The sequence below is a fragment of the Myxococcus llanfairpwllgwyngyllgogerychwyrndrobwllllantysiliogogogochensis genome, from assembly GCF_006636215.1.
Lineage (GTDB): Bacteria > Myxococcota > Myxococcia > Myxococcales > Myxococcaceae > Myxococcus > Myxococcus llanfairpwllgwyngyllgogerychwyrndrobwllllantysiliogogogochensis.
Window position 1 is genome coordinate 1 of the sequence record NZ_VIFM01000016.1, and the last position, 23,503, is coordinate 23,503.

Consider the following 23,503-nt stretch of genomic DNA (forward strand, 5'->3'; position numbering starts at 1 on the left):
GTCCAAGAGGGCGGCTCCCCGCGCAGCCGCGTCCCCCTCCAAGGGGTCGGCGCCCCGCGCCACCACGTCCCCGTCCAAGGGGTCGGCGCCCCGCGCCACCGCGTCCCCGTCCAAAGGGTCGGCTCCCCGCGCCACCGCGTCCCCAGCCAAGGGGTCGGCTCCCGTCGCCCCGGCGACCCCGCTCCCGCCTGGCGCCCCGTTCACCTGGCGCTCGGAGAGCAACGAGCCCTCGCCCACCCGGCTGCATGCGGTGAATGACCGGCTCAGCGCGGACACCGCGCTCAAGCGGGTCCGGAATGGCGAGTTCCTGCTGTACTCGGGCGACTTCCACAACGCGAAGCAGCTCCTGGGCGCGCTGGGTCGGAGGCTCGAGCGGGCGTCGAACGCGCGCTCACCCCTGGAAGCCTTCCGGGCCGAGCGTCGCGCACGGCAGCTGGAGCACGAGACGCTGTCGCGCATCGTCGTGTCGCTCGACCGCGACTACCGGCTCGCGCTCGCGCGGGCCCCCGACGTGGCCCAGGCGTGCCGACAGGTCTGGGGTGAGCCGGAGACGGAGTTCACCGTCGTTCCCCTCAAGCAGCTGCTCGGCATGCTCGGAGCGACGGAGTGGCGGCGAAAGGGCCTGGCGGTGCCCGGCCTCACGGGCCTCATCCATCCGCACTACGGCGTGTACCTGCCCACGCGCACCGACTACGTGGAGCTGCTGCTCTGGCTGCCCCTCCTGAAGGGCCAGCGCGTATTCGACGTGGGCACGGGGACGGGCGTGCTCTCGTTCCTGCTCCTCCAGCGGGGCGCCGCGTCCGTGCAGGCGACGGACTGCGACTCTCGCGCGGTGGCCTGCGCCCGGGAGAACGCGGAGCAGTTGGGACTGAGCAAGTCCTTCCAGGTGGCCGAGGCCGACCTCTTCCCCGAGGGGAAGGCGGACCTCGTGGTCTGCAACCCGCCGTGGATTCCCGAGCCGCCGAAGAACCGGGTGGACCGCGCGGTGTTCGACGAGGACAGCCAGTTCCTGCGGCGCTTCCTCGAAGGACTCCCCGCCGCGCTCACGCCGGGAGGCGAGGGGCTGCTGATTCTGTCGGACCTGGCGGTGCTGCTCGGCCTGCGTCCGTCCGGATGGCTCCAGGAGCAGTTCACCCGGTGCGGCCTGACGGTGAAGTCGAGCCGCTCGACGGTGGCACGGCACTCCAAGGCCCAGGACACCTCGGACCCGTTGCACATGGCGCGCTCACGCGAGACGACCACGCTCTACTGCCTCACGGCGGTGGCGCCGTAATCCAGCGGGGGAGCGGTGGCGCCTGACTACGAGGCGCTCCGCCCCGGGTCCGCGCGCTCCAGCGTCAGCACCGCCGACGTGAGCCGAGGCTGGTCCAGCTCACGCGCGAGAATCGCCAGACAGAGCTCGGCGTCTCCCAGGGAGGCGTCGGGCCTGTCGCCAAGCCCCTGGAGTCGAGCCTGAAGCTGCTCCAGCGAGAAGCCCCGGCGCTGGATGTCCGCGAGCATGCCCTGGCGGAGCGTCTCCAATATCCTCCCCTCGTTCGCCAGCTCGAACACCAGCTCCTCCAGACTCACGCTGACAGGCATCCACGCCTCGTCGGGAGCCCTCGCACCGTAGAGACCTTGCGCCACGTTCGCGTCGGACATCGTGACGCGTGAGCCATCGCGCTCCAGGCCCAGGGCGGACTGGTCCCAGACGATGGCGCCCGCGGAGGAGCGCTCGCCATCGACGAGCAGGGTCTCCACCGCGGTGAACCAACTCGCGACCTGCCAGAAATGGTCGAAGGTCCCCTCCGTCCAGGACCGGCCTCCGATGCGGACCTCCAAACCGAACCGCAGACGACAGCAATTGAAGTTCGGCGTGTCGAGGCAGAGCTGCACCAGCTCGCGCTCCTTCCCGAGGAGCGAGGCGCCCTCCATCACGAACGACTCGCTCGCATCCTCGCCGAACGCGCTCGCCCGGTTGGGCACGGTGAGGAGTCCTTCCGGCACCGCGACGCGGCCCTTGGAGCCATGTGCCCGCGCTCCGGGCGGCCCCACCTGCTCTTCATGGAACAAGGGAGCGGCGACGAGCAGCGTCGCCAACAACTGCGTGGCTTCTCTCGGGGGCGCGCTCACGTGACGTCCGGGCCTGCCATCAGGAAGGGAGGCTCGACTTCACTCGATATCCACGACGCACGCACCCACCTCCAGCAGGAGCGGCTCCCGCGCGGAGACCCGACAGCGCTCACCGGGCGTCGACAACTGCTTCGCGCCGACCGTCGTCACGCCCTCCACCGCTTCGACGTAGAAGCAGGGGTGGTGCCCCCCGCCGACCGTCACCTTGACCTGGTGCTCGGCCACACCCTCCTGGTCCACGACGATGACGTTGGTCGCCGCCCGTCCGACGGTGAGCGGACTGGACCAGACCTCGTGCCGTCCACCGAGCAGCAGCTTGGAGAGGACCTCGCCCTGCTTCGAGCGAACGGTCACCTTCATCCGGTATTGCTCCACGCGCCAGTACACCAGGGACGTGCTGAACGGCTTCACGTCCCCCCAGGCCAGCGTGCCCGTCTCGGGGTCCACGCGGACGGTCTGAAAGTTCTCCGGCGAGCGCAGCCAGTCGCGCGTCTCCTCGGTGAGGTCGGGAACGCGCGCGGGCTCCCAGTCGAAGAGGCACGGCTTGAGGCTCGCCTCGCCCTCGTGCCCGTCGCTGAAGCGCACGCGGACGACGAAGGGAGCGACACAGCGGGCATCGAGAATCACTGCGGCCATGCTCGGACCTCGCCCTGTCAGGGGGTCCTCCACCTTGCGGCGCGCGTGTCTCATTTTCAAGAGCGGGGGGTGGGCCCGCCCCGACCCGACGGCCCGGGTGAGTCCTTCGCGCCCTGGCGCAGCTCGAAGCTGAACGTGGCGCCCTGGCCCGGCTCGCTCTCGACCGAAATCCTCCCGCCATGCTCCAGGATGAGCTGCTTGGAGATGTAGAGGCCCAGCCCCAGACCGCTGGACTCGCTCGCGGAAGTCGCGCGCTCGAAGCGGACGAAGATTCGCTCGTGATGCTCGGGAGGGATGCCACGGCCTTCATCCCGGAGGCTGAACTTCACCCAGCCCTCCCGCGACTCGAGCTTCGCGTGCACCGGCTTGCCGGGCGCGTACTTGATGGCGTTGGTGATGAAGTTCGTCAGCACCTGTTCGATTCGCGCGGCATCCAGACGGACGACAAGGCCGTCCGCCACCTGCTGCTCGAGCTGGATTCCAGCGGCCTCGAACTGGGGCGTGAAACGACCCAGCACCTCCCGCACCAGGTCGGAGAGGTTCGTCTCCTCGGGTATCACCGTCAGCTTGCCCGTGCTGATGCGCGACACGTCGAGCATGTCATTGACCAGGCGCCCCAGCCGGTCCACCTGGATGAGCGTGGTGTCGAGCAGCTTCTCGAAGCGCGCGGGCGGAAACGCCGCGAGGCCCTGGTTCGCGAAGAGCCGCTTGCTCATCTGTGCCTGCAGCTTGAGCGTGGTCAGCGGCGTATTGAGTTCATGCGAGGCGACCCCGAGGAACGTGTCCCGCGAGACGATGGCCGCGCGGAGGTTCTCCGCGAGCTGCTCAATCTCCTTCTGCTCGTTGACCTGGTCGGTCACCTCGTAGATGACCACCAGGATGCCGTCGATGCGCCCGGCCGGGTCGCGCTTCGCCTGGTAGGTGAAGTTGATGAACAGCTCCCGCTCGGCCCCGTCGGACTGGACCATGGACGCGCGCAGCTTCGTGCCATGGAAGCTCTTGCCCGTCTGATAGACGCCGTCGAGAATCTCGTGGAACCCCTGCCCCTCCAGCTCCGGCAGCGCTTCCCGGACGGGCAGGTGCAAGAGGTCCGTGGCCGGGCGCCCTCCGAACAGCATGGACATGTAGGGGGCGTTCACGAAGGTGTAGACGTGGCGCGGCCCGCTGAGGATGGCGATGCCCAGCGGGGCTTGCAGCAGGAAGCTCTGGAGTTCCTGACGCGCGAGCTGGCCCTCCTCCTCCGCCCACTTGCGCTCGCTGATGTCGAGCGCCGTCCCGATGAACCGGGTCGCCCTTCCCTCCGCGTCGAAGGAGACCTGACCTCGCGCTTCGACCCAGCGAGGCCGCTCACCCGAGCTCCCTCTCATCCTGTGCTCCCGCAGGTAATGCCCCTTCGCCTCCCCCGCGAGCGCGGCGGCGATGCTCGCGCGCACGGATTCCACGTCATCGGGATGGATGCGTTCGAGGAACTGGGGGAGGCCGTACTCCGTCTGCTCCAGCAGCCCGAAGAGTTCGGCCATCCGAGCATCCGCCGTCAGCCCCCCGGTGGCGACCTCCAGCTCCCAGGTGCCGGCCCCGGAGGCCTCCACGACCCGACGCAGGCGGTCCTCGCTGCGCCTCAGGGCCTGCTCGCTGAAGATGCGCCCGGTGGTCTCCGTGCAGACCACCAGCGTGCCTTGAATCTTCCCGGACTCGTCGAAGACCGGGGAGTAGCCATAGGTCCAGTAGACGTCCTCGATGCGGCCGTTGCGGAAGATGGGGACGAGCTGGTCCTCGTTCCAGCTGGCCTTCCCCTCGCGCATCACGTCTTCGATTTGCGGTCCGATGATGGGCCAGATTTCAGGCCACGTCTCCCGACCCGGCCGCCCGAGGGCCGCGGGGTGCTTGCCCTTGCCGAAGCTGGGCACATAGGCGTCGTTGTAGAACTGGATGAGCTGGGGGCCCCACCAGAGGAACATGGGGTGGCGCGAGTGGAGCAGGGTCTGGACGGTGGTCCGCAGCGAGCCGGGCCAGCGCTCCACGGGGCCCACGGGAGTCGAGGCCCAGTCCATCGCGCGCATCCGGGCAGCCATCTCCCCGGTCCCGCTGAACAGCTCCTCCGCATTCACGTGGTCGCGCTCCCCGGTCGTGCCGCGGGAGCGGAGTTCTAGAGCATCGCTCCCTCGCATGAAACAACTCCGCGACGCCGGGCGAGCCCATTCGGACAGCCAGTCCTTTTTACAGCCGCATCCTCGACATCGCGTGCTCACGGAGGCACCGCTCGCAGGCCAGGACACTCCCGCGGGCCCTGAACCTCCTATCAGCGGATGAGGCCTTCGGCGCCCGGCGCACCCTCTCTCACGAGCGTCCACGCGCTGAGGGGGTTATCACCGGGGTCAGGTGGCGAGGCGCACGCCTTGCCGTCCCCCTACCAACCGGAGTGACAGATGAAGATTGGAATCATCGGCGCGGGCCATATCGGCGCGGCACTGGCGAGGAAGTGGGTGAAGCTGGGTCACGAGGTCGTCATCGCGAACTCGCGCGGACCGGACTCGCTCCGCGCGCTCGCGGCCGAGATTGGAGCCACCCCCGTCACCGTCGAACAGGCCGCTCGCGGGGGCGAGGTCGTGGTCGTCACCATCCCCCAGCGCGCGGTGGAGGACCTGCCGAAGAATCTCTTCGCGGGCGTCCCCTCGGACGTGGTCGTCATCGACACCGGCAACTACTACCCGAGCCGCGACGGCGGCATCTCCGCGCTGACGGGCGGACAGATTGAGAGCGAGTGGGTCAGCGGCCTGCTCGGGCGGCCGGTCGTCAAGGTGTTCAACAACATCTACTCCCAATCCCTGGCGGAGAAGGGCACGCCGAAGGGGACTCCCGGGCGTATCGCGCTCCCCGTCGCGGGCGACCCGCCCGACGCGCGAGCGAAGGTCCTCCGGCTCGTCGACGAACTCGGGTTCGACCCGGTCGATGTGGGCGGCCTCGAGGAGTCGTGGCGCCAGCAGCCGGGGACGCCCTGCTACACCCGGGACCTCGACGCGCGGAGCCTGAAGGAAGCGCTCGCGTCGGCGGACCGGAGCCGCATCCCCGAGTACCGCAAGGCCGCGGATGACGCGGCGAAGGCGTTCTTCGAGGCGCAGAAGAAGGGCTGACCGCGTCGGCAGGCGGGGTGGCGCGGCCCCAGGTTGGGACGCGTCCCCCGGTGCACTCAGAGCGGCGAGACGTCGCTTGCGGATGCGGGCGCTGGCGCGGGTGCGGGCGCCGCCTCGTCCTGGCTCACCTGGGAGTTGAGCACCCAGCTCAACGAGTAGCGCGAGCCGAGCAGCCGGTAGGTGGCGCGTTTGCCGCAACCCGTGACACCCGCAGTGTGCTTGTCGAGCCGCGTCGACTCGAGCTGCGCGCGTGCACAGCCCAGGTCGAACTCCGCGCGAGCCTTCACGTCGGGAACCCAGGAGCACTGCCCCATCACACAGCGCAGCTCATAGGTGCCGGAGGTACCGCAGCCGCTCAGCTGGTACTGATTCTCGCCGAGATAGGTGGGCGTCAGCTCCTCGGAGCACTTGAGGTCCTCGGCGGCGATCTTCTCCAGATTCGCATAACGATTGGAGTTGATGGACGGCCCCATCGGAGCGCCACACCCAATCCAGTCATCAGCCCGAGCGAGAGGTTCATGGACAGACTTCTAGCATGTCCATGGTGTCTGCTTCAGCCTCCCGCTCGCGGCTCGGGAGGGCGCCACTGATTGCGGCTCACCGCGGACCGCGCCTCAGGCTGCCTGCTGCGAGCGCGCCTGGTATTCCTTCATGGCCCTGCTGCGCCCCAGGTAGTGCTCGAAGGCACGCAGCAGCGCGTCCGGGTCCTTCAGCTTGCTCAAGCAGATGGAGCGCTTCTCCTTGGAGCGGCCCTCGCCCGCGAGCTGCAGGTCCAGGTACTTCTTGAACATGCGGTCCGCGGTGCTCGCGTTCGTCACGTGCTCGAGCAGCACGGGCTCCTCCCACTCCGTGTAGCTCACCTGCGCGAAGTCCAGCTGCGCGTCCACTCCGACGTCCTTGCCCTCGAAGGTCAGCGGCGGGAAGTGCCGCTCCACGTGCTCGCGCTCCGCCTCGTTGGACGGCACGTAGCGGTAGGCGAGCACCATGTCGTGTGCCTGGGAGAAGCGCGCCTCGTACGCGCCCCACAGCCGCGCCTCGATGGCGTCCACGTCCTCGATGGTGGTCACCCAGGAGAACGTCACCGGCTCGAGCAGCACCTGCGCCATGTCCGCCGGCGCCAGCCGCGCGTTCACGTTCTCCAGCCGCGCGGAGAGCGGCGGGTGGGAGTCGAACGGATGCGGCGTCACCGTCCCGTGCAGGTCGCCATGCACGGCGTCGGACTGCGCGTACTCCGCGAAGCCGAGGGCGACCCGCCGGGCGATGGCCACGGACTGCTGCCGCTCGTCGCGGGAGAAGAGGTCCGACTCCACGCGCTCACGAAAGCCCGCGTACGCGCCCACCTTCACCAGCGAGCGGGCGATGTCCCGACCCGAGGTGATGCCCGCGGCGAGGCGATCCGCGGCGAGTTCGCTCGCGCGCCGGCTGCGGCCCAGCGACAGCTCGAAGAGCCCGCGATAGGCCACCATGAAGTGGTAGATGGGCCGCGTCAGTCCGCCCTCGTGCAGCGTCTGGAGGTACTGGCCGAAGTGCGCGAGCATCGGCGCGAGCCGCTTGCCGTGCCCCGTGTCTCCGCCCAGCAGGTGCCCCATCTCGTGCGCGAGCACCGCGTCGGCCTCCGACTGCTCCATGAGGCGCAGCAGGGACAGACTCACGTAGAGCGTCCTGCCCGAGAGCGTCCGGTCCCCGACGCGCACGTCGCCCTCGGTGACGAAGAAGTTGGCGTCGATGCCCGCGAGGATGTTGTTGGGGGGAGGCGTCTGGAGCCGCGCGCACAGCTTGCGCACGTGCGCCCAGAGCTCCGGCGCCTTCGACTCCTCGAGCACCTCCGCCTCCACCTCGAAGTCCATGGGCGGACGACGGAAGATGGCGACCACCACCATGAAGATGGCCATGGCGGCCAGCGCGCCCACCACCAGGATGAGCTTGGGCGAGTAGCGGTTGAACCAGAGCGCCGTCACCCAATAGGACAGCCACACGGCCAGGCCGCCCTGGCCTATCGCCTGGAGCGCCCCGGTGACGCGCAGCACGTTCCAGCCGATGACGAAGCTGCCGTACTGGAAGGGGCGCGAGACGAACGCGGCCAGACCACACAACAGGGCAATCACCGTGGTGGCGAGCCCGAGTGCCAGCAAGCCCAGCGCCAGGCTGTGCATCCAGTCGAACTGCTGCACGTCCTTGCACACCCCGCCGAGGTTGCTCCGGAAGTTCGCCAGCTCCGCATCCGTGCTGAGGCAGGCCGCGGAGGCCGGAACGGCGCGGAAGAAGGCCAGGGTCTCCTGCCGCTGCTGCTCGTCGAGTTGGGTGTCCTGGGCAACCTGCTGCTCGATGGACGAGAGCACGTCCCCGTCCACGCTGGAGGTGGCGTGGCCGGTGAACCACAGACCAAAGAGTGGGAGGGCAAAGAGCCAGAGGGCGGGCAGCACATAGCCGCGCAGGAAGCCGGGAGCGGTTGTCGTAGGGCGCATGATTTCGGTGCCGGGAATCTTACGCATGGGCGGGTGTCCTCTCACCAGCCCCCTGGCGCACGTCTCCGTTCCCAAGAGTCTGGAACTCCCGCCATGCCAGGACCGCACACCGATGCCCGACACAGCCGTGCACCGCGCTACGAGCGCTGCCGCATCATCACCACCTTGGGGTACGCGATGAAGAACCCCATGCGCTCCATGTTCCGCTGAGACGCGCTGGCCGGCAGGGTGCTGCTCGCCGCCAACGTACACCCCTGGCGAAGGGCCCACGCCAGTCGCGCGGCAATCAACTCCTGCTGCAGCCCCCTGCCACGGAAGCGCTCGCGCACCCCCGTCCCGGACAGCGTCGCCACGCCGTCATGCAGGGCCACGGTGCCGCCGCCCGCGGGCTCTCCGTCCACCAGCGCGAGGAAGCAGGTGGTGCCCGACATCGACGCCGTGCCCAACATGAGCGAGGCCTCCGCGTCCGACACCTCCTCGCGTCCGAGAAAGCCCTGGGCCACCGTGCGCGAGAAGACCTCCGCCTCGCCAGGGCGAAGGGGACGAACCTCCGCGACCGTCGGCGGCGTGGGACTTCCCGGCAACTCGCGCACGAGCACCTGCTGGAACTCGCCCACCTGGTAGCCCCGCTGCGCCAGCCCCTGGGCCAGCGTGTGATGGGCGAAGGGCAGCAGGTCTATCTGGAGCACGCCGCCGCCCTGGCCCAGATGGGACTCCACCCGGTCCAGGTCCTCGACGCTGACGGGCCCTTCCAAGCCCAGCGCGAGCGCCTGCGTGAGGGGCGAGTCCGGGCCGTTGAAGAGGGCCAGGCCCCCCGCGACTTCAAGGACACCGGAGGGCGGCGTGGCACCGCGATTCTGCGCGGCCTGGGCCAGCTCCAGGCGTCGGGCGAGCAAGGGGTCCACGACCAGGCGTGACGGCGAAGAAGAGGGCTGCATGGCGCGCACCCTCATCCACGACGGACGGCGGCGTCTACCGGCTTCCGACGCCGCTTGTCACAATCGTGCGCTGCTTCACGCCCGCCGCTCGCGGCGAAAGCGCGCGGGCGTGGCGCCATGGCGGGCACGGAACAGCGCCGTGAAGTGACTCTGGCTGCAGAAGCCGGTGGCCTGCGCCACGTCCCCCAGTGGAAGCGCGCTGGTGACGAGCAGCTCCCGGGCCCGCTCCAGTCTCCGCGTCAGGACGAAGCGGTGCGGTGTGCTCCCCGTCGCCCGCTTGAAGCTCCGAGCGAAGTGCGACGGGCTCAGCCCCACCACCCCCGCCAGCGCCTCCAGTCCCAGCGGGCCGTCCAGGTTCGCCTCCACGAAGTCGGTGACGCGACGAAGCTGCCAGGTCGCGAGGCCCACCGCCTGGAGGCTCGCGCGCCGCCGCTGCCCATCCAGCCGCAACAGCCGCAGCCCCACCACCGTGGCCAGCGCCTCCATCTCCAGCCGGGCGGGTGGCAGGCCGTCACGCAGCGCCTCGCCGCTGGCGCGCAGCAGCTCCCTCAGCACCGGGTCTCTCTGACACGCGGACGGAATGGACCGCAGTCCGCGCCCCGCGCCGGACTCCCCGCTGAGCACGGCGAGCCGCTCCGGGTGCAGGAAGAAGGACACCACCTGGGCGCCTTCCGCCCACGCGAAGGAATGGGGCTGCTCGGGGCTGACGACGCCCACCTCCTCGCAGGTCACGCGAAGGTCCACCGGACGCCCGGCGGGCCGCCACCGTCCCTGGAGGGACTGGCGGACCAGCGGCATGAGCAGCTGCGACTCCGGATGATGGTGCTCCGCAGTGCACACTTGTTGATGCTGGTAGAGGGCCACGCCCACGCCCTCCCAGGCCACCGAGGCCAGGGGTTCCATCCGTCTCGCAGGTCCTGTCACGTGGCGCTCCAGCTCGGGTCGGCTTCCAGGGCGACGCCAGCGTATGTCCAGATTCATGAACATCGCAGCGCCAGCCGAGCGGGACCTCCCACGGGCCGCGAATGAGTTCAACGCGGAACGTCGTGTTCGCACGGCACCTTCGCTTCCGTGCTACGCAACGCAATCCTCGCCTCACCGTTCGCCGCTCCAATCCCTCCCCCGCCCCACTCGTGAACTCGCGCATCCCTGGCCCTGGAATCGACCCTGCACCTCCCCGCGCGGTGGACCCGGCCCGCGTGTGGATGGTCGATGACAGCGCCATGCAGATGGAGCGGGCTCGCGCGCTCCTGTCGAAGCACCACGCGGTCGAGACCTTCCGCGACGCGGAGACGATGCTCGAGCGGCTCACCCAGGGGCCGCCTCCCGACGTGCTCCTGCTGGACTGGCAGTTGCCGGGCGTCTCGGGCCTGGATGCATGCCGCTACGTGCGCGAGCACTACGATGACGTCTCGCTGCCCATCCTGATTCTCTCCGCGCGCGGAGCCCACGCGGACTTCACGGAGGGCCTGCGGGCCGGGGCCAGCGACTACGTCGCCAAGCCCTATGACGACGCGGAGCTGCTCGCGCGCGTGGGCAGCCTCCTGCGCATCCGGGCCCAGGGGCAGCAGTTGCGCGAGCGCGAGGCGTACCTGGCGACGACGCTCTCCAGCATCGGAGACGCCGTCATCACCACGGACCGGGCCGGGCGCATCACCTTCCTCAACCCCGTGGCCGAGCGGGTCACCGGCTGGCATGACTCGGACGCGCGCCAGCGTCCCGTGTCGGAGGTCTTCCGCCTCATCGACGCGGGCACGCGGGCCCCGGTGGAGGACCCCGTGGGCCGCGTGCTCACGCTTGGCACGCCCCAGGGGCTCATCGGGGCCACGCTGCTGTCGCGCAAGGACGGCTCCGAAGTCCCCATCGAGGACAGCGCCGCCCCCATCCGCGTGGGCGCGAGCGACCTGACCGGCGCCGTGCTCGTCTTCCGCGACGTCACCGAGCAGACGCGCGTGAGGCGACACAGCGAAGCCCTGGACGCGAAGATTCGCGCCAGCGAGGCCGAGCTGCGCGTGCTGCTCGACGCCATCCCCGTCCTCGTCTCGTATGTCGCACCGGACGAGACCTACGGCCGGGTCAACAAGGCCTATGAGGAGTGGTTCGGGATTGAGCAGGACAGCCTCCGGGGAAGGTCCATCCGGGAGGTCATCGGGGAGGCGGCGTACGCCGTGCTCGGCCCGTACGTGAAGCGAGGCCTCGCGGGCGAGAGCTTCTCGTTCGAGCAGCACGACGTCCCCTACCGCCTGGGCGGCACGCGCGACGTGAAGGTGACCTTCATCGCGCACCGGGAGCCGGGGCAGGATCCGGGCGGTTATGTGGCGCTGCTCCAGGACATCACCGCCGAGCGGAGGCTGACGAAGGAGCGAGAGCACTCGGTCGAGCAGCAGCGGCGGCAAGCGGAGTTCGAACAGCAGCTCATCGGCATCGTGAGCCATGACCTGCGAAATCCCCTGGGCGCCATCCTGATGGGGGCCGCCCGGCTGAACCAGCAGGACGGGCTGGACCCGGGTGTCCGCAAGCTGGCGGCCCGCATCCAGTCCTCCGCCGCGCGCGCGGTGCGGATGGTGAACGAGCTGCTGGACTTCACCCAGGCCCGGATGGGCGGCGGCATCCGGATTGAGTGTGGCCCCACGGACCTCCACGCCTTGATGCGCGCCATGGTGGAGGAGGTGGAAGCGGCCAACCCCTCCGCCCAGGTCCGCGTGGAGCTGAGCGGAAACGGGCAGGGCCTGTGGGATGGGGACCGGCTCTCCCAGGTGCTCCAGAACCTGGTGACGAATGCCCTGAAGTACGGCGAGCCGGAGACGCCCATCCACGTCGCCTGCCGGGGCGACGCCGAGCAGGTGACGTTCAGCGTGCACAACATGGGGGCGCCCATTCCGGAGGACCAGCTCCCCGCCCTCTTCCAGCCCTTCCAGCGGGGCACCGACGGCGTGGACAAGGCGGGCCGCAGCGTGGGACTCGGCCTGTTCATCGTGAAGTCGATTGTCGACGCGCACGGGGGCCGCATCGACGTGCGGTCCTCGACAGACAAAGGCACCACGTTCATCGTGACCCTGCCCCGCCACGCGTGCAGCTCGGCGCCTCGCTGAAGCCCGTTCACGACGAAGAGCCGCGGCCCCTCTGAATGAAGGGCCGCGCCCGGGAGCTCACTTCTCCAGGTCGCCGAGAATCTTCCCGATGGGCGACGGCGTGCCCAGCATCTTCTGGAACGGGTTCCGGGTGTCCGAGCCCGCGTCATAGTTGCCGAGGTTGACGTCGTTCTGGTTCCGGTCCGGCAGCATGCCCGAGTAGTCCTGGCGGGACGGCAGCCCGTGCTCCTGGCGAATCTTGTTCTCGGTGGGGGCCCAGCCCGCGGGCGTGTGCGGCGTGGGACGCAGGCCCACCGTCTCGAACTCCTCGCGCAGACGCAGGCGCGTCTCGACGGTGTCCTTCATGTTGGCGGAGTGTTCGGGGAAGCGCTTGAAGACGTCCGCGTCGTGGTGCTTGCTGGCCGCCAGCGGGCTGACCTGCACGCCGTTGGCCGCGCGCCAGGCGTGGACCGACTCGTGGCCCAGGCTGTTGAAGCGCTGCCCCGGGGCGTTCTCGTTGTAGTTGATGCGGCTGGCGGTGCCCGCTCCGGGCTGGCCCTCGTAGCGGTACGCGGGGCGGAGGGAGTCGAGGCCGCCGTTGTGCCGGGGCGCGTGCGACATGGGCATCGCGGCGTCGCGGCCCGAGTAGATGTCCGCCACCGTCAGCGGGTTGCGCTGGGTGCCGGTGGCCCCCGGATTCACGTGGGAGGTTCGGTCATTGAGCTCCGTCATCAACCGGCCGCCCTCGGGCTTGCTCGTCAGCCGGTGCGTGGAGTCGCGGACATCCGAGGTGAAGTCGGCGAAGTCCGCGCCCGACTGGCCGCTGTCGCGGCGGGTCCGGATGCCCTGGAGGTCCGGGTGCGCCACGCCGTAGTCCGTCGGCTTGAGGTTGTTCTTGCCGTTCTGGAGCTCGGCGGGGGTCGGGCGGGGAGCGTCGGGCTTCGGGGCCGACTCGGTCTTCTTCGGCGGGCTCTTCTCCGGCGACTTCGGCGAGCTCGTCTCCAACTTCGGGGGCGCGCTGTTGCTCCGGGAACGCGAGCTGGAGGAGGAGGACGGGGACCGAAGGGAAGACGGCTTGGAGCGGAGCTTCATGGGGGATCGCCTCTGGAGGGAGTCGGTGACGAGGCTCCCTAGAGCATCCGGTGTGCCAGCCTCCCCGTGGCGCGCGGCGGCCGTGGAGCGCCCTGATTTCAAGAGGTTCCACCAGGCGTGGGGCTCTTCGGAGCGCCTTGGCTGATGACCGTGAACAAGGGGCTGATGACCGCCGTCATCAGGCGCGGCGCCCCCCAGGCTGGCAAACCCCGGGGTGGGCGCCTAGAAGCACGCCCTTCATCCACCCAAGGCTCATCCATCGTATGAATCGAAAGAACGTGCTCAGCACCCTGCTCGCACTGGGACTGCTGACGACCGTGAGTGCCCAGGCCGAGGTGTTGTTCTCCCAGGCCAACCTCCTGCTCAACAAGAACCAGCTCTCCGCGGTGAACTATCGCGGCAAGGGGCTGTCGATTCCCGTCGGGACCAAGGTCGAGGTCCTCAAGCGGAGCGACGATGAGGTGCGCTGCAAGGTGCTCGACTCGGGGGCCGAGTTCAAATTCGTCTCCCACAAGAGCCTGGGCAAGAGCGCCGTCGCGCTGTTCCCCGGCTTCTTCGCGGCGACGGACCCCGCGGCGCGAATCGCCGCGCTCACGCCGGAAGAGCAGAAGCAGGTCAAGGCGGGTGAGCTGGCCAAGGGCATGTCCCGGGACGCGGTGCTGCTGACCGTGGGCCCGCCGCCGCCACACCGGACGCTGTCGCTCGAGAGCACCAGGTGGACCTACTGGAGCTCGAAGTTCTCCACGTTCGACGTGGTCTTCGACAGCGCGGGCAAGGTGGTTTCGTTCGGCGATGAGCCGGCGCCCGCCCCCGTCCCCACGGAGAAGGTCTTCCACCACGCGACGGCGAACTTCCACTTCGAGGGCGATACCCTGTCCTGGGTGAACTACCTCAAGGGCCCCATCCTCCCGTTCAACACCCGGGTGGAGGTGCTGGACAAGAGCGACTCGAAGGTGAGCTTCAAGGTCGTGGAGACGGGCAAGGAGTTCGTGTTCGAGAACGACTCGCGCTCTGGCGCGGACACCTGGGCGCTGTTCCAGGCCGCGTTCGCCCCCGAGGACCAGGCCCCCAAGCTCGCGACGCTGTCGGCGGAGGACCGCAAGAAGGTCTCCGCGTCGGAGGTGGTGACCGGCATGTCCCGCACCGCCGTGCGGATGGCGTGGGGCCCTCCTCCGCCGCACGAGACGCCCTCGTTCGACTCCACCGTCTGGACCTACTGGAAGAGCAAGATCTCCAAGGTGAAGGTCACGTTCGACAAGGACGACAAGGTCGCCTCCATCGAATAGCGGCGCGCCGCCTCAACGGCTGTCCTGGAGCCGCCTCATCCCCAGGACAGCCGGAGGTCGCCGTCCGTCAGCGCTTCGCCAGGAGCGAGCGCGGGTCGAAGGTGACGCGAATGCGGGAGATGCGCCCGTTCTCGACGTGGCTCCAGTTCGCGACCGGAATCGGAGCTCCGTCGGAGGGATGAATCTCGAACCAGGTCATCACCTCGGCACCGTCCACGAAGCGGTGCAGCACCGTCACCTGGGGCGACACCTTCCACATGCCGTTGACCAACCCCTTCACGCACGCGTCGGCCCCGTCCGCCGTCCCCAGCGCACCGACGAAGTTCACGTCGGGCGCGAGCGTGCCGCGCAACTTCACCTCGTCCTTCTCGCTCCACGCGTCGAAGTACGCCTTCACCACTTCCGCTGGACTTCCCATGTCGACCTCCGAAAGAGCCCCCACCCTCTCCCAGGGCGCTGACAGAGGTGTGTCAGGATTGAGCGAACTGCTTTCCGGTCAACGCAAGGCGAAGCGCCGCCTGTAGGCGTCGGGCGTCAGCCCCGTGCGAGCCTTGAAGCGGCGGCGGAACGACGTGGTGTCCGCGTAGCCCACGGCCTGGGAGATGTCCTCCACGGTGCGAGGAGTCGTCTCCAGGAGGCGCCGGGCGGCCTCGACGCGCAGGCGCTGGACGTAATCCAGCGGCGTGTCACCCGTGGCCTTGCGGAAGCGGCGCAACAGCGTGCGCTCTCCCAGGCTCGCGGCCACGGCGGCGCCCGACAGGCTCACCGGGCCGGAGAGGTGGGCCTCCAGCCACTCCTGGGCGCGCAGCACGGCATCGTCCCCGTGGCCCCGAGGCGCGGCATGCACCGCATAGGGCGCCTGGAACCGACGGCCGGGCTCCACCAGGAGCATCTTCGCGCACAGCGCCGCCAGCTCCGGTGAGGCGTGCTTCGCCACCAGATGCAGGCAGAGGTCCAGATACGCCGTCACGCCACCCGCGGTGAGCACGTCGCCGTGGTCCACCAGGAGCAGCTCCGGCTTGAGCGCGACGCGCGGATAGCGCGCCTCGAAGTCCTGGGCGAGTCCCCAGTGGGTGGTGGCCTCCCGCCCATCCAGGAGGCCCGTCTTCGCGAGCAGGAAGGCACCGGCGCATACCGCCGCCAGCTGCGCGCCCTTCGCGTGCTGCCCCAGAAGCCAGTCCGCCGTGGAGCGCTCGGCCACGCTGCCCTCCAGGTTGCCGATGACGGCGGGGACGAAGACGACGTCGAAGCAGTCGGTGGGGGCCGGCACCCGCGCGGCCGCCAGCTCCAGGCCATGGAAGCTCCGGACGGGTCCGGCGCGAGCGGACACCAGCTCGGCCGTGAAGGGCTCGCTCCGGCCCTGCTCGCGGCTCAGGAGGTTGGCCATGGCGAACACATCCAGCGGGCCTGTCACGCTGGAGGCCACGCAGCCCTCCAGGGCCAACACCGCGATGTGGAGTGACGAGGACCTGGCAGCCATGAGCGCTTGTCGGTTTCCGCCCGGACTTTGTCAATCCGAGCACTCCTGCCGGGAGCGGCGTCTGGATATTCAGCCGGACAACAGACGAGAACCCGCTGGAGGAGAACACCCATGGACACGCCCCTGGAAAACGCCGCCCTGCTGCTCATCGACATCCAGAATGACTACTTCCCCGGAGGTCGGTTCGAGCTGGACGGCGCCGACGCGGCGGCCGGCAAGGCACGGGCGGCGCTCGACTTCTTCCGTGAGCGGGGCCTGCCGGTCATCCACATCCGCCACGAGTCGCCGCAGCCCGGGGCCACGTTCTTCCTGCCGGGGACTCCGGGGGCGGAGATTCATTCCCGCGTCGAGCCCCGGCCCGGCGAAGCGGTGGTGCTCAAGCACTTCCCCAACAGCTTCCGGGAGACGGACCTCCAGGAGCGCCTCCGGGCCCTGGGCGTGAAGCACCTGGTCGTCACCGGGATGATGACGCTCATGTGCGTGGACGCCACGGCGCGCGCGGCGGCGGACCAGGGCTACGCGGTCACCATCCTCCACGATGCCTGCGCGGCCCGGAGCCTGGAGTTCAACGGCCAGCACGTCTCCGCGCCGCAGGTCCACGCCGCGTTCCTCGCGGCGCTCGGCATGGGCTACGGCAAGCTCGTACCGACGGCCGAGTTCCTCGCCCAGTCCGGACGCTAGCGCCAATACCGGTCAGCTAGGGCGGGGGCGTTTCACCCACTTCTTGTCGTAGTTGCTCATCTTTACAACTCGTGGGTAGCGCCTCTCGCTTCTTCGTTCCGGGAGTAGCAGTAGTCCCAGTGCCTGCGCAGGTCGAGCAGGTGCTCCGGAATCCGTCCGGGAGCCAGCGGCGGAGTCGACCAGACCAGCCATGCGTTGCGGATGAGCGACAGCGCATTGACGAAGCTGATGCGCGGCGGCTCCACGTCGGCCTCATCCGCGGCTCACTCCATCTCAACACGCACCAGCTTGGTAGGCCCATGCAAGGGCCACCTAAATGATCGGCATTGCACCTGGCGCGGAGGCCGCATCGGTGTCGGGCGTGGCGGAGCGGCTTGCCCGTTCATCCTCGCGAGCCGCGCTTCGCGGCGTAGCGTGCCCTCCTGGCATGGCGCTCAGGGGTGGGCGCCTGGTGCGCTCGTGATAGCGTCCCCGCATGAAAAGGGTTGAGTGCACGGAGGTGTTCCCCCGGTCCGCACCCGCGTCACCGCGCGCGGCGCCCACCATCGTCGCGAAGGACACGCTCCCCTTCGTCGAGTTCCTCGCCTTCGAGCCGCGAGGCTCGCTCCTGGTCGTCGAGTCCCCCGACCTCGCCCGTGAGCTCGGGCGGCTGCGGCGACGGAGCGGACCCCGCTTCGACCTCGAGGCCGAGCTCCCAGGCCTCATCGGCCCCGGGGCGCTCTCGCCGGGCGGACGCTGGCTCCTCGCGGGAGGCGCGCGCATCGGCGGGCAGCATGCCTGCTGCCAGTTGATCGACCTGCACTCCTTCCAGGTCGTCCACACGCTGCCCATCATGCGGCCCTTCGTATGGGTCGACGACGCGCACTTCATCGCCCAGTCCCCGAACTGGAAGCTCGCGTTCCCGGACGGGAACCCGGTGAGGTCCGAGACGCGCAGGGTGGACCCGGCCCTCGCCGCCGCGCATCCCGCGCTCGTGACGCCGGAGCCGTCCCTGGTGAGGGTCTCCCTCGCCACGCTCACCTGCGAACCCCTGCTGCCCGCCTTGTTGCTCGACGAGGAGGTGAAGGCGGTCCTGTCCCCGGACCGAGACATCCTCTACTCCACCACCCATTACTCCCGCATCAGCGCGGTCCGACTCACCGACGCCCGGCTGCTGTGGCAGCGCCCGCCGTCTCGGAATGTCATCGACGGCACCGTCACGGACCTGGCGCTCGACCCCGCGTTGCACCGCCTGGTGACCGTTGGTGGCGGGATGAGCCATGACATGCTCGTGCTCGACGCAACGAGCGGCGAGGAACTCGCGCGCCACTCCTTGTCGATGCTCGCGCGCGGCCTGACGACGGGCCCGTCCACGCGAGGGGCCGCCCTCGGCTTCCGCGCGGATGGACTGGGAGTCATCGTCACCAACAACGGCCTCGTCATCGAACTCGGCAAGGAGGGGCGCTGGAGCGCGTACAAGGCCGGAAGCCGCGCGTTCCGCGCCCTCGCGTTCTCCCGCGATGGGGCCTCCCTGGCCCTTGGTGGAGGGGAGAAGAACCTGCGCGCCGTCCCGCTCCCTCCAATCGAGGCGCGCCCCTGAGCGCGGCGGCGCACCGGGTCCACCGCCGATTCGTTTCTGTGTTGTAAATGACATCCGGGTAAAGGATGGGGCGGTGGAGCCGAGCCAGGAAGCCCCCGTGCCTTCGGAAGTCACCGCGAACCGTATCGTCCCCCACGTCGTTCCCTCGCAAGAAGTGGGTGGAACGCCCCGCCCTCACTGACCGGCATTGGCGCTAGAGAGGCACCTCGGGACGGGAGCACGGCCGGGCAAGGCAGGGGACTGACGGCTTCGCGTAGGATGGCGCTGTGAACGAGTCAGAACCGTCTGACCTCGCAACGATGCAGGTGGCGACCCTGCGCGGACTCGCCGAGCAGGCGTTGCTCGCGCAGCAAGGTGAGGCCACGCTCGACGTCGAGGCGCTGAGCGCGAGGCTGCGAGAAGTCGTTGAGCGGGGCGGGCCTCCCTCCCTGGGCGAGGTCCTGTTGGGCCTGCTTCAATCCAGGGCGCTGACGCATGTGCGCGACCGCCGTGGACTGTCGTGTCGGAAGCTCGCGGTGGAGGCGCTGCGCTCACTCGATGTCCCAGAGGCACGCGAGGTCCCCGAAGAGGACCTGGCCTTCGCGAACGCCCGGCCTCCACGTCTCCCCCGCTGGCTGGTCCCCATCGCGGCCACGCTCACCGCGCTCGGCGGTACCGTCGCCCTGCTGCTGGGGCTCATCCTTCCCGTCGTGGTGAATTTCCTCGCCAATCGCTACGAGTTCCCGCCCGTCTCCAATCTGATGGAGGGGCTGCTCGGAGGCGTGACCTTCTGGCGTGCCGTCAAGCTGGTCATCAACGCGGAGAGCCAACCCGAGGACCTCCGCGCATTGATGCTGCTCGCGGCGGCGAGCGTTGTCCTCTTCCTGCTGGACCTCCCCTACTTCCTCAACGGAGGTCCCAATGCCCTCACCGCGCCGCTGTTCGTCGGGGTTCCCTCGGCGCTGACGGCGCTGCTCCTCGGGGCCATGGGCGTTCGGCCCGCCTGGCGTTCGTGAGCCTCACCCACCTTGGAGAAGACCGAGCTGGCGGAGCGGTGGGAGATGCGTTGATAGCGGGCATAGGCCTCCACGAGCGCGGTGCGCATGGCCGTGGGCTCCGTGGGCCCATGCCGCGCCACGGTGGTGGCCAGCGCCTCCAGGAGATAGGCCTCCGGCGCCATCAGCGTTCGCGTGAGCGCGACGGGGCTTACGCCTAGCGCCTTCAGCACCGGGCCGAAGAACTGCTCACTCATGCAGGCCAGGACGACGACGGGCCTTGGCGTGGCACCCGGCGGCGTCTCCACCTGGGGAGGCGCGCGGTCCATCAGCCGGTCATGCCCGGCCCACACCAGCAGGTCGGCCCGGCTCGCGCCCGCCGCCGCGCGAAGGAAGTCCTCCAGCGCGGTGTCAATCCGGTCGCCCGCATAGGCATGGAGCCGCAGCCGCACGGGCCGCTCTCCCCTGCCGGCGGTCCGCTCCAGCACGAGCACGCGCAACACCGCGGACTCCGCCGGCCCCGCCTCGCGGCTCACCACCTTGAATCCCGGGGCCCGTGAGAGGAACCGCTCCGCGCCATACATCGCGCCCCAGTAGAGGTTCGTCTCCAGGGCACGAGGCGCACCCGCCGGTGCACGGCCACACTGAATCAAGGCGTTGTCACACAGCGGGACGAAGACCTCGACCTCCACCGCCGCCACGGGAGGCACGGCGAGCAGGCTCAGCAACACGAGGGTCAGCAAGAAGGACCTCCAGGGGTGACTCGAAGAGACACCCCCGGCCCGTCCAGCCGTTCCATCGAGCGTGAAGTTCGCCCTCGCGCCTACCCGTCCGTCACTGCCACTTGTAGACGAGGCCCTGCGCGTTGAGGCCCCACACGGAGCCATCCCCCGCGGCGGAGATGTTGCGCAGCGCGCCGGGCACCTTCTGCCAGGCCGTCCCACTCCACTGGTAGACCTGGTCCGAGCCGTCCAGCGCCCAGATGTTCTTCACGTTGCCCACGGACACGAACGTCATTCCGGCGGGGATGTTCCAGGTCCACTTCGTGCCGTCCCAGCGGAGCACGCGGTTGGAGTCCGCGGGATTCGTCGCCCACAGCTCGCCATCCGCGCCCACGGAGAGCTGGCTGACGCAGCAGCCCTTCTTCTCCCACGCGGAGCCGGTCCACCGGAACAACGAGCCACCGGTGTCCAGACCCCAGGCCGTGGTCGCGTTGATGGCGGTGACCTGCTTCATGCCCGTGGGCAGGTTCCAGGTCCACTTGTTGCCCGTCGCATCCCACTTCAGCACGCGCAGCGAGTCCGGGGGATTGGTGGCCCACAGCGTCCCATCCGAGGCCGTGGAGATGTTCGTCACCGTGCCGCCCATCTTCTGCCAGGTCGCGCCCGTCCACTTCCAATTGAAGCCCGCGGTATCAAGGCCCCAGACGGCGTTCGCGCTCCCCACGGAGATCTGCTTGAGCGTCGCGCCCTGGGGGCCCGGCTGCAGCACCCACTGCGGCGTCGGAGACGCCAGCAGGTCACTCCACTTCATGGTGATTTTCGCATCCGACTGGCCCGCGAACGTCACCGTCTTGTCCGTGGTGCTCACGGTGATGCCGTACACGTAACGCGCACCCGGCTTCTCCCACTGCGCGACGACCTTGCCCGCGGCGTCGTACGCGACGATGCCCATGCCGACGCGGTTGTCCGTGTAGCTGAAGGCCCAGATGGTGTAGCCCTTCCACTTGATGACCGGACAGGTGGCGGCGGCCGCTCCGGTGCCAGGCCCCTGCGTACACGTGACCTTCATCCCGGAGGGAATCGCGGGCGCAGGCACGGGAGGAACCAGGACGACCACGGGAGGCGGCACCAGCTCGTCCCAGGTCATGGTGATCTTCGCGTCCGTCTGCCCGGCGAACGTCACCGTCTTGTTCGTGGGGTTCACCGTGATGCCATACACATAACGCGCGCCCGGCTTCTCCCACTTCGCCGCGAGCGCGCCCGTGGCGTCGTACGCCGCGATGGTCATCCCGATGCGGTTGTCGCCGTAGCTGAGCGCCCAGTACGTGTAGCCGTCGTACTTGAGCACGGGACACGTGGCGGCCGCGGCCCCCGTGCCGGGTCCCTGCGTACAGGTCACCTTGGTGCCAGCGGGAAGCGCGGGAGGGGGGCTCGGCGGGACCTGCGCGATGGCGGGGAGCGGCTGCGCGACCGCCTGGGAGCTGGCGGTGACAGACATCAAGCCCAGACACAGGGCCGCGAGGTTCGCGAACTTCAATGAGGGGTTCATGGGGGCGTGTCGCTTTCGGGGGGTCGAAGTGACTGCGAACAGCCCGAGAGCAACAAGCAGGCCAGTCAGGCTCCATCCATTCCAGAGGGGCGAGGCCCACCCGATGCACGGGGTCGGGTGTGTCAAAAGTCGCTCCTCGCGCTTCTTGACGTGTCCGTTGACGTGTCAGCGCGGTGGGCCGTCTCGACAGCCCCTGGGTTGACCACATCTGCTTCTCCACGCCCACTCCCCCATGGCCTCACGGGTCATCGTCGGCGATGGTCCAGGGATGGGGCGAGCAGGACTTCGCTCCACGGTGAATCTGGAGAGCGCACCATGTCGCGTATCGTCGAGCTGTGGGATGCGTGGAGCGCGCGCCAGACACACGCGGGCCTTGGCGCGCTCTTCGGCGCGGAGCCACTCTCGCGAGAGCAACTGGAGCGCTACGAGGCCGCGTTCTGGCGGCGCGGGTTCGAGCTGCGGGGCGACCTGCGCGAGCTGCTCGAAGCACGGGGCCTCGTGTGGGTCTCTCCCATCGAACTCGACGACGGTGACGAAGCTCCAGGACTGCGCCTGCTCAGCGCGCCGAGGCTGCTCGACGAACACGACCGCCACCTGGAGCTGGCCGAACTCAACGGCGTGCCCCGTGCCGAGCAGTGGATGTTGTTCACGACGGAGCGAGACCTCGAGCCCGCATGGGCGCTCGATGCCCGCTTCGGAGGGATGAGTGGCCCGAGCGTCGGCCAGTACCATCAAGACCTCGTCTGCACCCAGCCCGTGGGCCCCACCGAACCGCTGCCGCTCGCATCCCCCGACGTCCACTCCTGGCTCGCCGAGAGGCTCCAGGACATCGAGGCCCGGTGGCGGAGCCTGCCGCGCGAGGGGCTCGAACAACGCAAGCCCCCTTCCTCAGGCGCGGAGTCCTTCGAGGCACAGCAGGCAGCGGCCCTCACGGCGGCCGAGGCGCGCATCGCCAGAGGAGGGCTCCGCTGGGAGAAACTCGACGTCGACTGGCGCCGCGTCGCGAGCGGCACGCGAGACACCGCACTGCTCCAGCGTGTCCTCGAAGGCGTGCGGCAGGACCGCCGTCAAGGACGCCCTGGCATTCCCTTCGACCTGATGGCGCAAGGCGTGGCCTGGCCCTGGGACTACCCAGGTCCGGGGCAGCTCGCGGCACGACTCGATGAACCGGAGCGAAGAAAGCTCATGGGATGGGCCCTCGAACGCGCCGGTGCTCGCCCGCTCGGCGGTGAGGGGCTCCGCTCCGCGCTCGACACGTTGCACTCGGGAAGCCCTGGCTCCAGAGACCTGCTGCGACAGGTCTCGCTCGAAGGGTGGACGGAGCGCGCCATCAACCTCACGACCGCCGGGGGACGCGGTCGGCTCCTCGCGCGTGCCGCGGCGCTCGCGATGTCGGACCCGACCGAGAACAACGTGGAGCGCGTACTGACCTTGTGCGCCTGCGTTGGTGCGGGGACGCATGGGGCGTGGAACCTGCTCGATGCATGGGACCACCTCGACGCGGTGCTGAACGGGCGGACCCTGCCAGGCGTCGAGGCACGGCTCACACCAGCAGTCCCTGATTCGGCGCTCGTCACCGAGCTGCGCGCCTGGTTGCTCGCGCACCCCGGTCCCCAGCGCAAACTCGCGGAGGAGCTGGGCACGGAGTGGGCACTCCGGCTGAGCGCCGCGTCACCCGTTGAGCATGAGCCCCTCACCCGCCTCCTCAAGAGCGCGCTCAAGTCCCCGAAGCTCACGGGCGAACTGGCGGCCCTGCTCGCGCGCCTGAACTGAAGCGAGGACAGGGC

The 23,503-nt window shown here is 69.4% G+C and carries 21 protein-coding genes; 8 read left to right on the top strand and 13 right to left on the bottom strand.

Going from position 1 to position 23,503, the window contains the following annotated elements:
- Positions 1-241: 241 nt before the first annotated feature.
- A complete protein-coding gene (locus FJV41_RS05970) occupies positions 242-1,273 on the top strand; it encodes a 50S ribosomal protein L11 methyltransferase (RefSeq protein WP_141641500.1) in 1,032 nt (343 codons plus the stop codon).
- Between the two features lie 26 nt (positions 1,274-1,299).
- On the opposite strand, the gene FJV41_RS05975 is transcribed toward FJV41_RS05970, so the two are convergent.
- The 3 genes from FJV41_RS05975 to FJV41_RS05985 are packed head-to-tail and all read right to left on the bottom strand — an operon-like array spanning position 1,300 to position 4,856.
- Positions 1,300-2,112: a hypothetical protein gene (locus tag FJV41_RS05975; RefSeq protein WP_141641438.1), complete on the bottom strand. Its 813-nt coding sequence runs from the start codon at positions 2,110-2,112 to the stop codon at positions 1,300-1,302.
- 39 nt (positions 2,113-2,151) lie between these two features.
- A complete protein-coding gene (locus tag FJV41_RS05980; protein WP_141641439.1) occupies positions 2,152-2,748 on the bottom strand; it encodes an FHA domain-containing protein in 597 nt (198 codons plus the stop codon).
- A gap of 56 nt (positions 2,749-2,804) precedes the next feature.
- On the bottom strand, positions 2,805-4,856 hold the full coding sequence (locus tag FJV41_RS05985) for a sensor histidine kinase (RefSeq protein WP_141641440.1): 2,052 nt from the start codon (positions 4,854-4,856) through the stop codon (positions 2,805-2,807).
- Positions 4,857-5,174: 318 nt separating this feature from the next.
- Between FJV41_RS05985 and FJV41_RS05990 the strand changes: the two genes are divergently transcribed.
- Positions 5,175-5,879, top strand: a complete 705-nt coding sequence (locus FJV41_RS05990) for an NADPH-dependent F420 reductase (RefSeq protein ID WP_141641441.1) — start codon at positions 5,175-5,177, stop codon at positions 5,877-5,879.
- 56 nt (positions 5,880-5,935) lie between these two features.
- Here FJV41_RS05990 and FJV41_RS05995 read toward each other — a convergent pair whose 3' ends face one another.
- From FJV41_RS05995 to FJV41_RS06010, 4 genes are all read right to left on the bottom strand, one after another.
- On the bottom strand, positions 5,936-6,352 hold the full coding sequence (locus tag FJV41_RS05995) for a hypothetical protein (protein ID WP_141641442.1): 417 nt from the start codon (positions 6,350-6,352) through the stop codon (positions 5,936-5,938).
- A 141-nt stretch (positions 6,353-6,493) separates the two neighbouring features.
- The gene (locus FJV41_RS06000) at positions 6,494-8,371 is read right to left on the bottom strand and encodes a M48 family metallopeptidase (RefSeq protein WP_246137026.1); all 1,878 of its coding nucleotides are present in this window, start codon (positions 8,369-8,371) and stop codon (positions 6,494-6,496) included.
- A gap of 110 nt (positions 8,372-8,481) precedes the next feature.
- The gene (locus FJV41_RS06005; RefSeq protein ID WP_181790420.1) at positions 8,482-9,282 is read right to left on the bottom strand and encodes a GNAT family N-acetyltransferase; all 801 of its coding nucleotides are present in this window, start codon (positions 9,280-9,282) and stop codon (positions 8,482-8,484) included.
- Between the two features lie 75 nt (positions 9,283-9,357).
- Complete coding sequence (locus tag FJV41_RS06010) at positions 9,358-10,185, bottom strand: AraC family transcriptional regulator (protein ID WP_141641444.1); 828 nt, start codon at positions 10,183-10,185, stop codon at positions 9,358-9,360.
- A gap of 302 nt (positions 10,186-10,487) precedes the next feature.
- Between FJV41_RS06010 and FJV41_RS06015 the strand changes: the two genes are divergently transcribed.
- Positions 10,488-12,374 carry a hybrid sensor histidine kinase/response regulator gene (locus tag FJV41_RS06015; RefSeq protein WP_141641502.1) on the top strand — a complete coding sequence of 629 codons (1,887 nt, stop codon included), beginning with the start codon at positions 10,488-10,490 and terminating at the stop codon, positions 12,372-12,374.
- A 57-nt stretch (positions 12,375-12,431) separates the two neighbouring features.
- Here the strand turns inward: FJV41_RS06015 and FJV41_RS06020 are convergent, their stop codons facing one another.
- Positions 12,432-13,445 (bottom strand): M91 family zinc metallopeptidase, encoded by a 1,014-nt coding sequence (locus FJV41_RS06020; RefSeq protein WP_141641445.1) that lies wholly within the window; start codon positions 13,443-13,445, stop codon positions 12,432-12,434.
- 263 nt (positions 13,446-13,708) lie between these two features.
- Here FJV41_RS06020 and FJV41_RS06025 point away from each other — a divergent pair, with 263 nt between their 5' ends.
- Positions 13,709-14,731, top strand: a complete 1,023-nt coding sequence (locus FJV41_RS06025) for a hypothetical protein (protein ID WP_141641446.1) — start codon at positions 13,709-13,711, stop codon at positions 14,729-14,731.
- Positions 14,732-14,798: 67 nt separating this feature from the next.
- On the opposite strand, the gene FJV41_RS06030 is transcribed toward FJV41_RS06025, so the two are convergent.
- Both FJV41_RS06030 and FJV41_RS06035 read right to left on the bottom strand, forming a co-directional pair.
- Positions 14,799-15,149, bottom strand: a complete 351-nt coding sequence (locus FJV41_RS06030; RefSeq protein WP_141641447.1) for a nuclear transport factor 2 family protein — start codon at positions 15,147-15,149, stop codon at positions 14,799-14,801.
- A 78-nt stretch (positions 15,150-15,227) separates the two neighbouring features.
- Complete coding sequence (locus FJV41_RS06035; RefSeq protein ID WP_141641448.1) at positions 15,228-16,211, bottom strand: GlxA family transcriptional regulator; 984 nt, start codon at positions 16,209-16,211, stop codon at positions 15,228-15,230.
- 111 nt (positions 16,212-16,322) lie between these two features.
- Between FJV41_RS06035 and FJV41_RS06040 the strand changes: the two genes are divergently transcribed.
- Positions 16,323-16,892 (top strand): cysteine hydrolase family protein, encoded by a 570-nt coding sequence (locus FJV41_RS06040; RefSeq protein ID WP_141641449.1) that lies wholly within the window; start codon positions 16,323-16,325, stop codon positions 16,890-16,892.
- Between the two features lie 62 nt (positions 16,893-16,954).
- Here the strand turns inward: FJV41_RS06040 and FJV41_RS06045 are convergent, their stop codons facing one another.
- Positions 16,955-17,137, bottom strand: coding sequence for a hypothetical protein (locus FJV41_RS06045; protein WP_141641450.1), 183 nt, complete (start codon positions 17,135-17,137; stop codon positions 16,955-16,957).
- 230 nt (positions 17,138-17,367) lie between these two features.
- Here FJV41_RS06045 and FJV41_RS06050 point away from each other — a divergent pair, with 230 nt between their 5' ends.
- Both FJV41_RS06050 and FJV41_RS06055 read left to right on the top strand, forming a co-directional pair.
- Positions 17,368-18,471 carry a WD40 repeat domain-containing protein gene (locus FJV41_RS06050; RefSeq protein WP_141641451.1) on the top strand — a complete coding sequence of 368 codons (1,104 nt, stop codon included), beginning with the start codon at positions 17,368-17,370 and terminating at the stop codon, positions 18,469-18,471.
- Between the two features lie 266 nt (positions 18,472-18,737).
- Complete coding sequence (locus tag FJV41_RS06055) at positions 18,738-19,466, top strand: hypothetical protein (RefSeq protein ID WP_181790424.1); 729 nt, start codon at positions 18,738-18,740, stop codon at positions 19,464-19,466.
- On the opposite strand, the gene FJV41_RS06060 is transcribed toward FJV41_RS06055, so the two are convergent.
- Together FJV41_RS06060 and FJV41_RS06065 are read right to left on the bottom strand one after the other, a co-directional pair.
- Positions 19,349-20,188, bottom strand: a complete 840-nt coding sequence (locus tag FJV41_RS06060; protein WP_246137027.1) for a hypothetical protein — start codon at positions 20,186-20,188, stop codon at positions 19,349-19,351. The two genes, FJV41_RS06055 and FJV41_RS06060, sit on opposite strands and share 118 nt — an antisense overlap.
- Positions 20,189-20,279: 91 nt before the next feature.
- Positions 20,280-21,716 (bottom strand): tectonin domain-containing protein, encoded by a 1,437-nt coding sequence (locus FJV41_RS06065; protein ID WP_141641453.1) that lies wholly within the window; start codon positions 21,714-21,716, stop codon positions 20,280-20,282.
- Positions 21,717-22,031: 315 nt separating this feature from the next.
- Here FJV41_RS06065 and FJV41_RS06070 point away from each other — a divergent pair, with 315 nt between their 5' ends.
- The gene (locus tag FJV41_RS06070; RefSeq protein ID WP_141641454.1) at positions 22,032-23,489 is read left to right on the top strand and encodes a hypothetical protein; all 1,458 of its coding nucleotides are present in this window, start codon (positions 22,032-22,034) and stop codon (positions 23,487-23,489) included.
- Positions 23,490-23,503 lie beyond the last annotated feature (14 nt).

What these genes read in the sequence shown, in the direction of transcription:
- FJV41_RS05980 (WP_141641439.1), bottom strand. Translation starts at nt 2,748, where the DNA reads ATGGCCGCAGTGATTCTCGATGCCCGCTGTGTCGCTCCCTTCGTCGTC.
- FJV41_RS05990 (WP_141641441.1), top strand. Translation starts at nt 5,175, where the DNA reads ATGAAGATTGGAATCATCGGCGCGGGCCATATCGGCGCGGCACTGGCG.
- FJV41_RS05995 (WP_141641442.1), bottom strand. Translation starts at nt 6,352, where the DNA reads ATGGGGCCGTCCATCAACTCCAATCGTTATGCGAATCTGGAGAAGATC.
- FJV41_RS06000 (WP_246137026.1), bottom strand. Translation starts at nt 8,371, where the DNA reads ATGCGTAAGATTCCCGGCACCGAAATCATGCGCCCTACGACAACCGCT.
- FJV41_RS06005 (WP_181790420.1), bottom strand. Translation starts at nt 9,282, where the DNA reads ATGCAGCCCTCTTCTTCGCCGTCACGCCTGGTCGTGGACCCCTTGCTC.
- FJV41_RS06010 (WP_141641444.1), bottom strand. Translation starts at nt 10,185, where the DNA reads ATGGAACCCCTGGCCTCGGTGGCCTGGGAGGGCGTGGGCGTGGCCCTC.
- FJV41_RS06015 (WP_141641502.1), top strand. Translation starts at nt 10,488, where the DNA reads ATGGTCGATGACAGCGCCATGCAGATGGAGCGGGCTCGCGCGCTCCTG.
- FJV41_RS06020 (WP_141641445.1), bottom strand. Translation starts at nt 13,445, where the DNA reads ATGAAGCTCCGCTCCAAGCCGTCTTCCCTTCGGTCCCCGTCCTCCTCC.
- FJV41_RS06025 (WP_141641446.1), top strand. Translation starts at nt 13,709, where the DNA reads ATGAATCGAAAGAACGTGCTCAGCACCCTGCTCGCACTGGGACTGCTG.
- FJV41_RS06030 (WP_141641447.1), bottom strand. Translation starts at nt 15,149, where the DNA reads ATGGGAAGTCCAGCGGAAGTGGTGAAGGCGTACTTCGACGCGTGGAGC.
- FJV41_RS06035 (WP_141641448.1), bottom strand. Translation starts at nt 16,211, where the DNA reads ATGGCTGCCAGGTCCTCGTCACTCCACATCGCGGTGTTGGCCCTGGAG.
- FJV41_RS06040 (WP_141641449.1), top strand. Translation starts at nt 16,323, where the DNA reads ATGGACACGCCCCTGGAAAACGCCGCCCTGCTGCTCATCGACATCCAG.
- FJV41_RS06050 (WP_141641451.1), top strand. Translation starts at nt 17,368, where the DNA reads ATGAAAAGGGTTGAGTGCACGGAGGTGTTCCCCCGGTCCGCACCCGCG.
- FJV41_RS06065 (WP_141641453.1), bottom strand. Translation starts at nt 21,716, where the DNA reads ATGAACCCCTCATTGAAGTTCGCGAACCTCGCGGCCCTGTGTCTGGGC.
- FJV41_RS06070 (WP_141641454.1), top strand. Translation starts at nt 22,032, where the DNA reads ATGTCGCGTATCGTCGAGCTGTGGGATGCGTGGAGCGCGCGCCAGACA.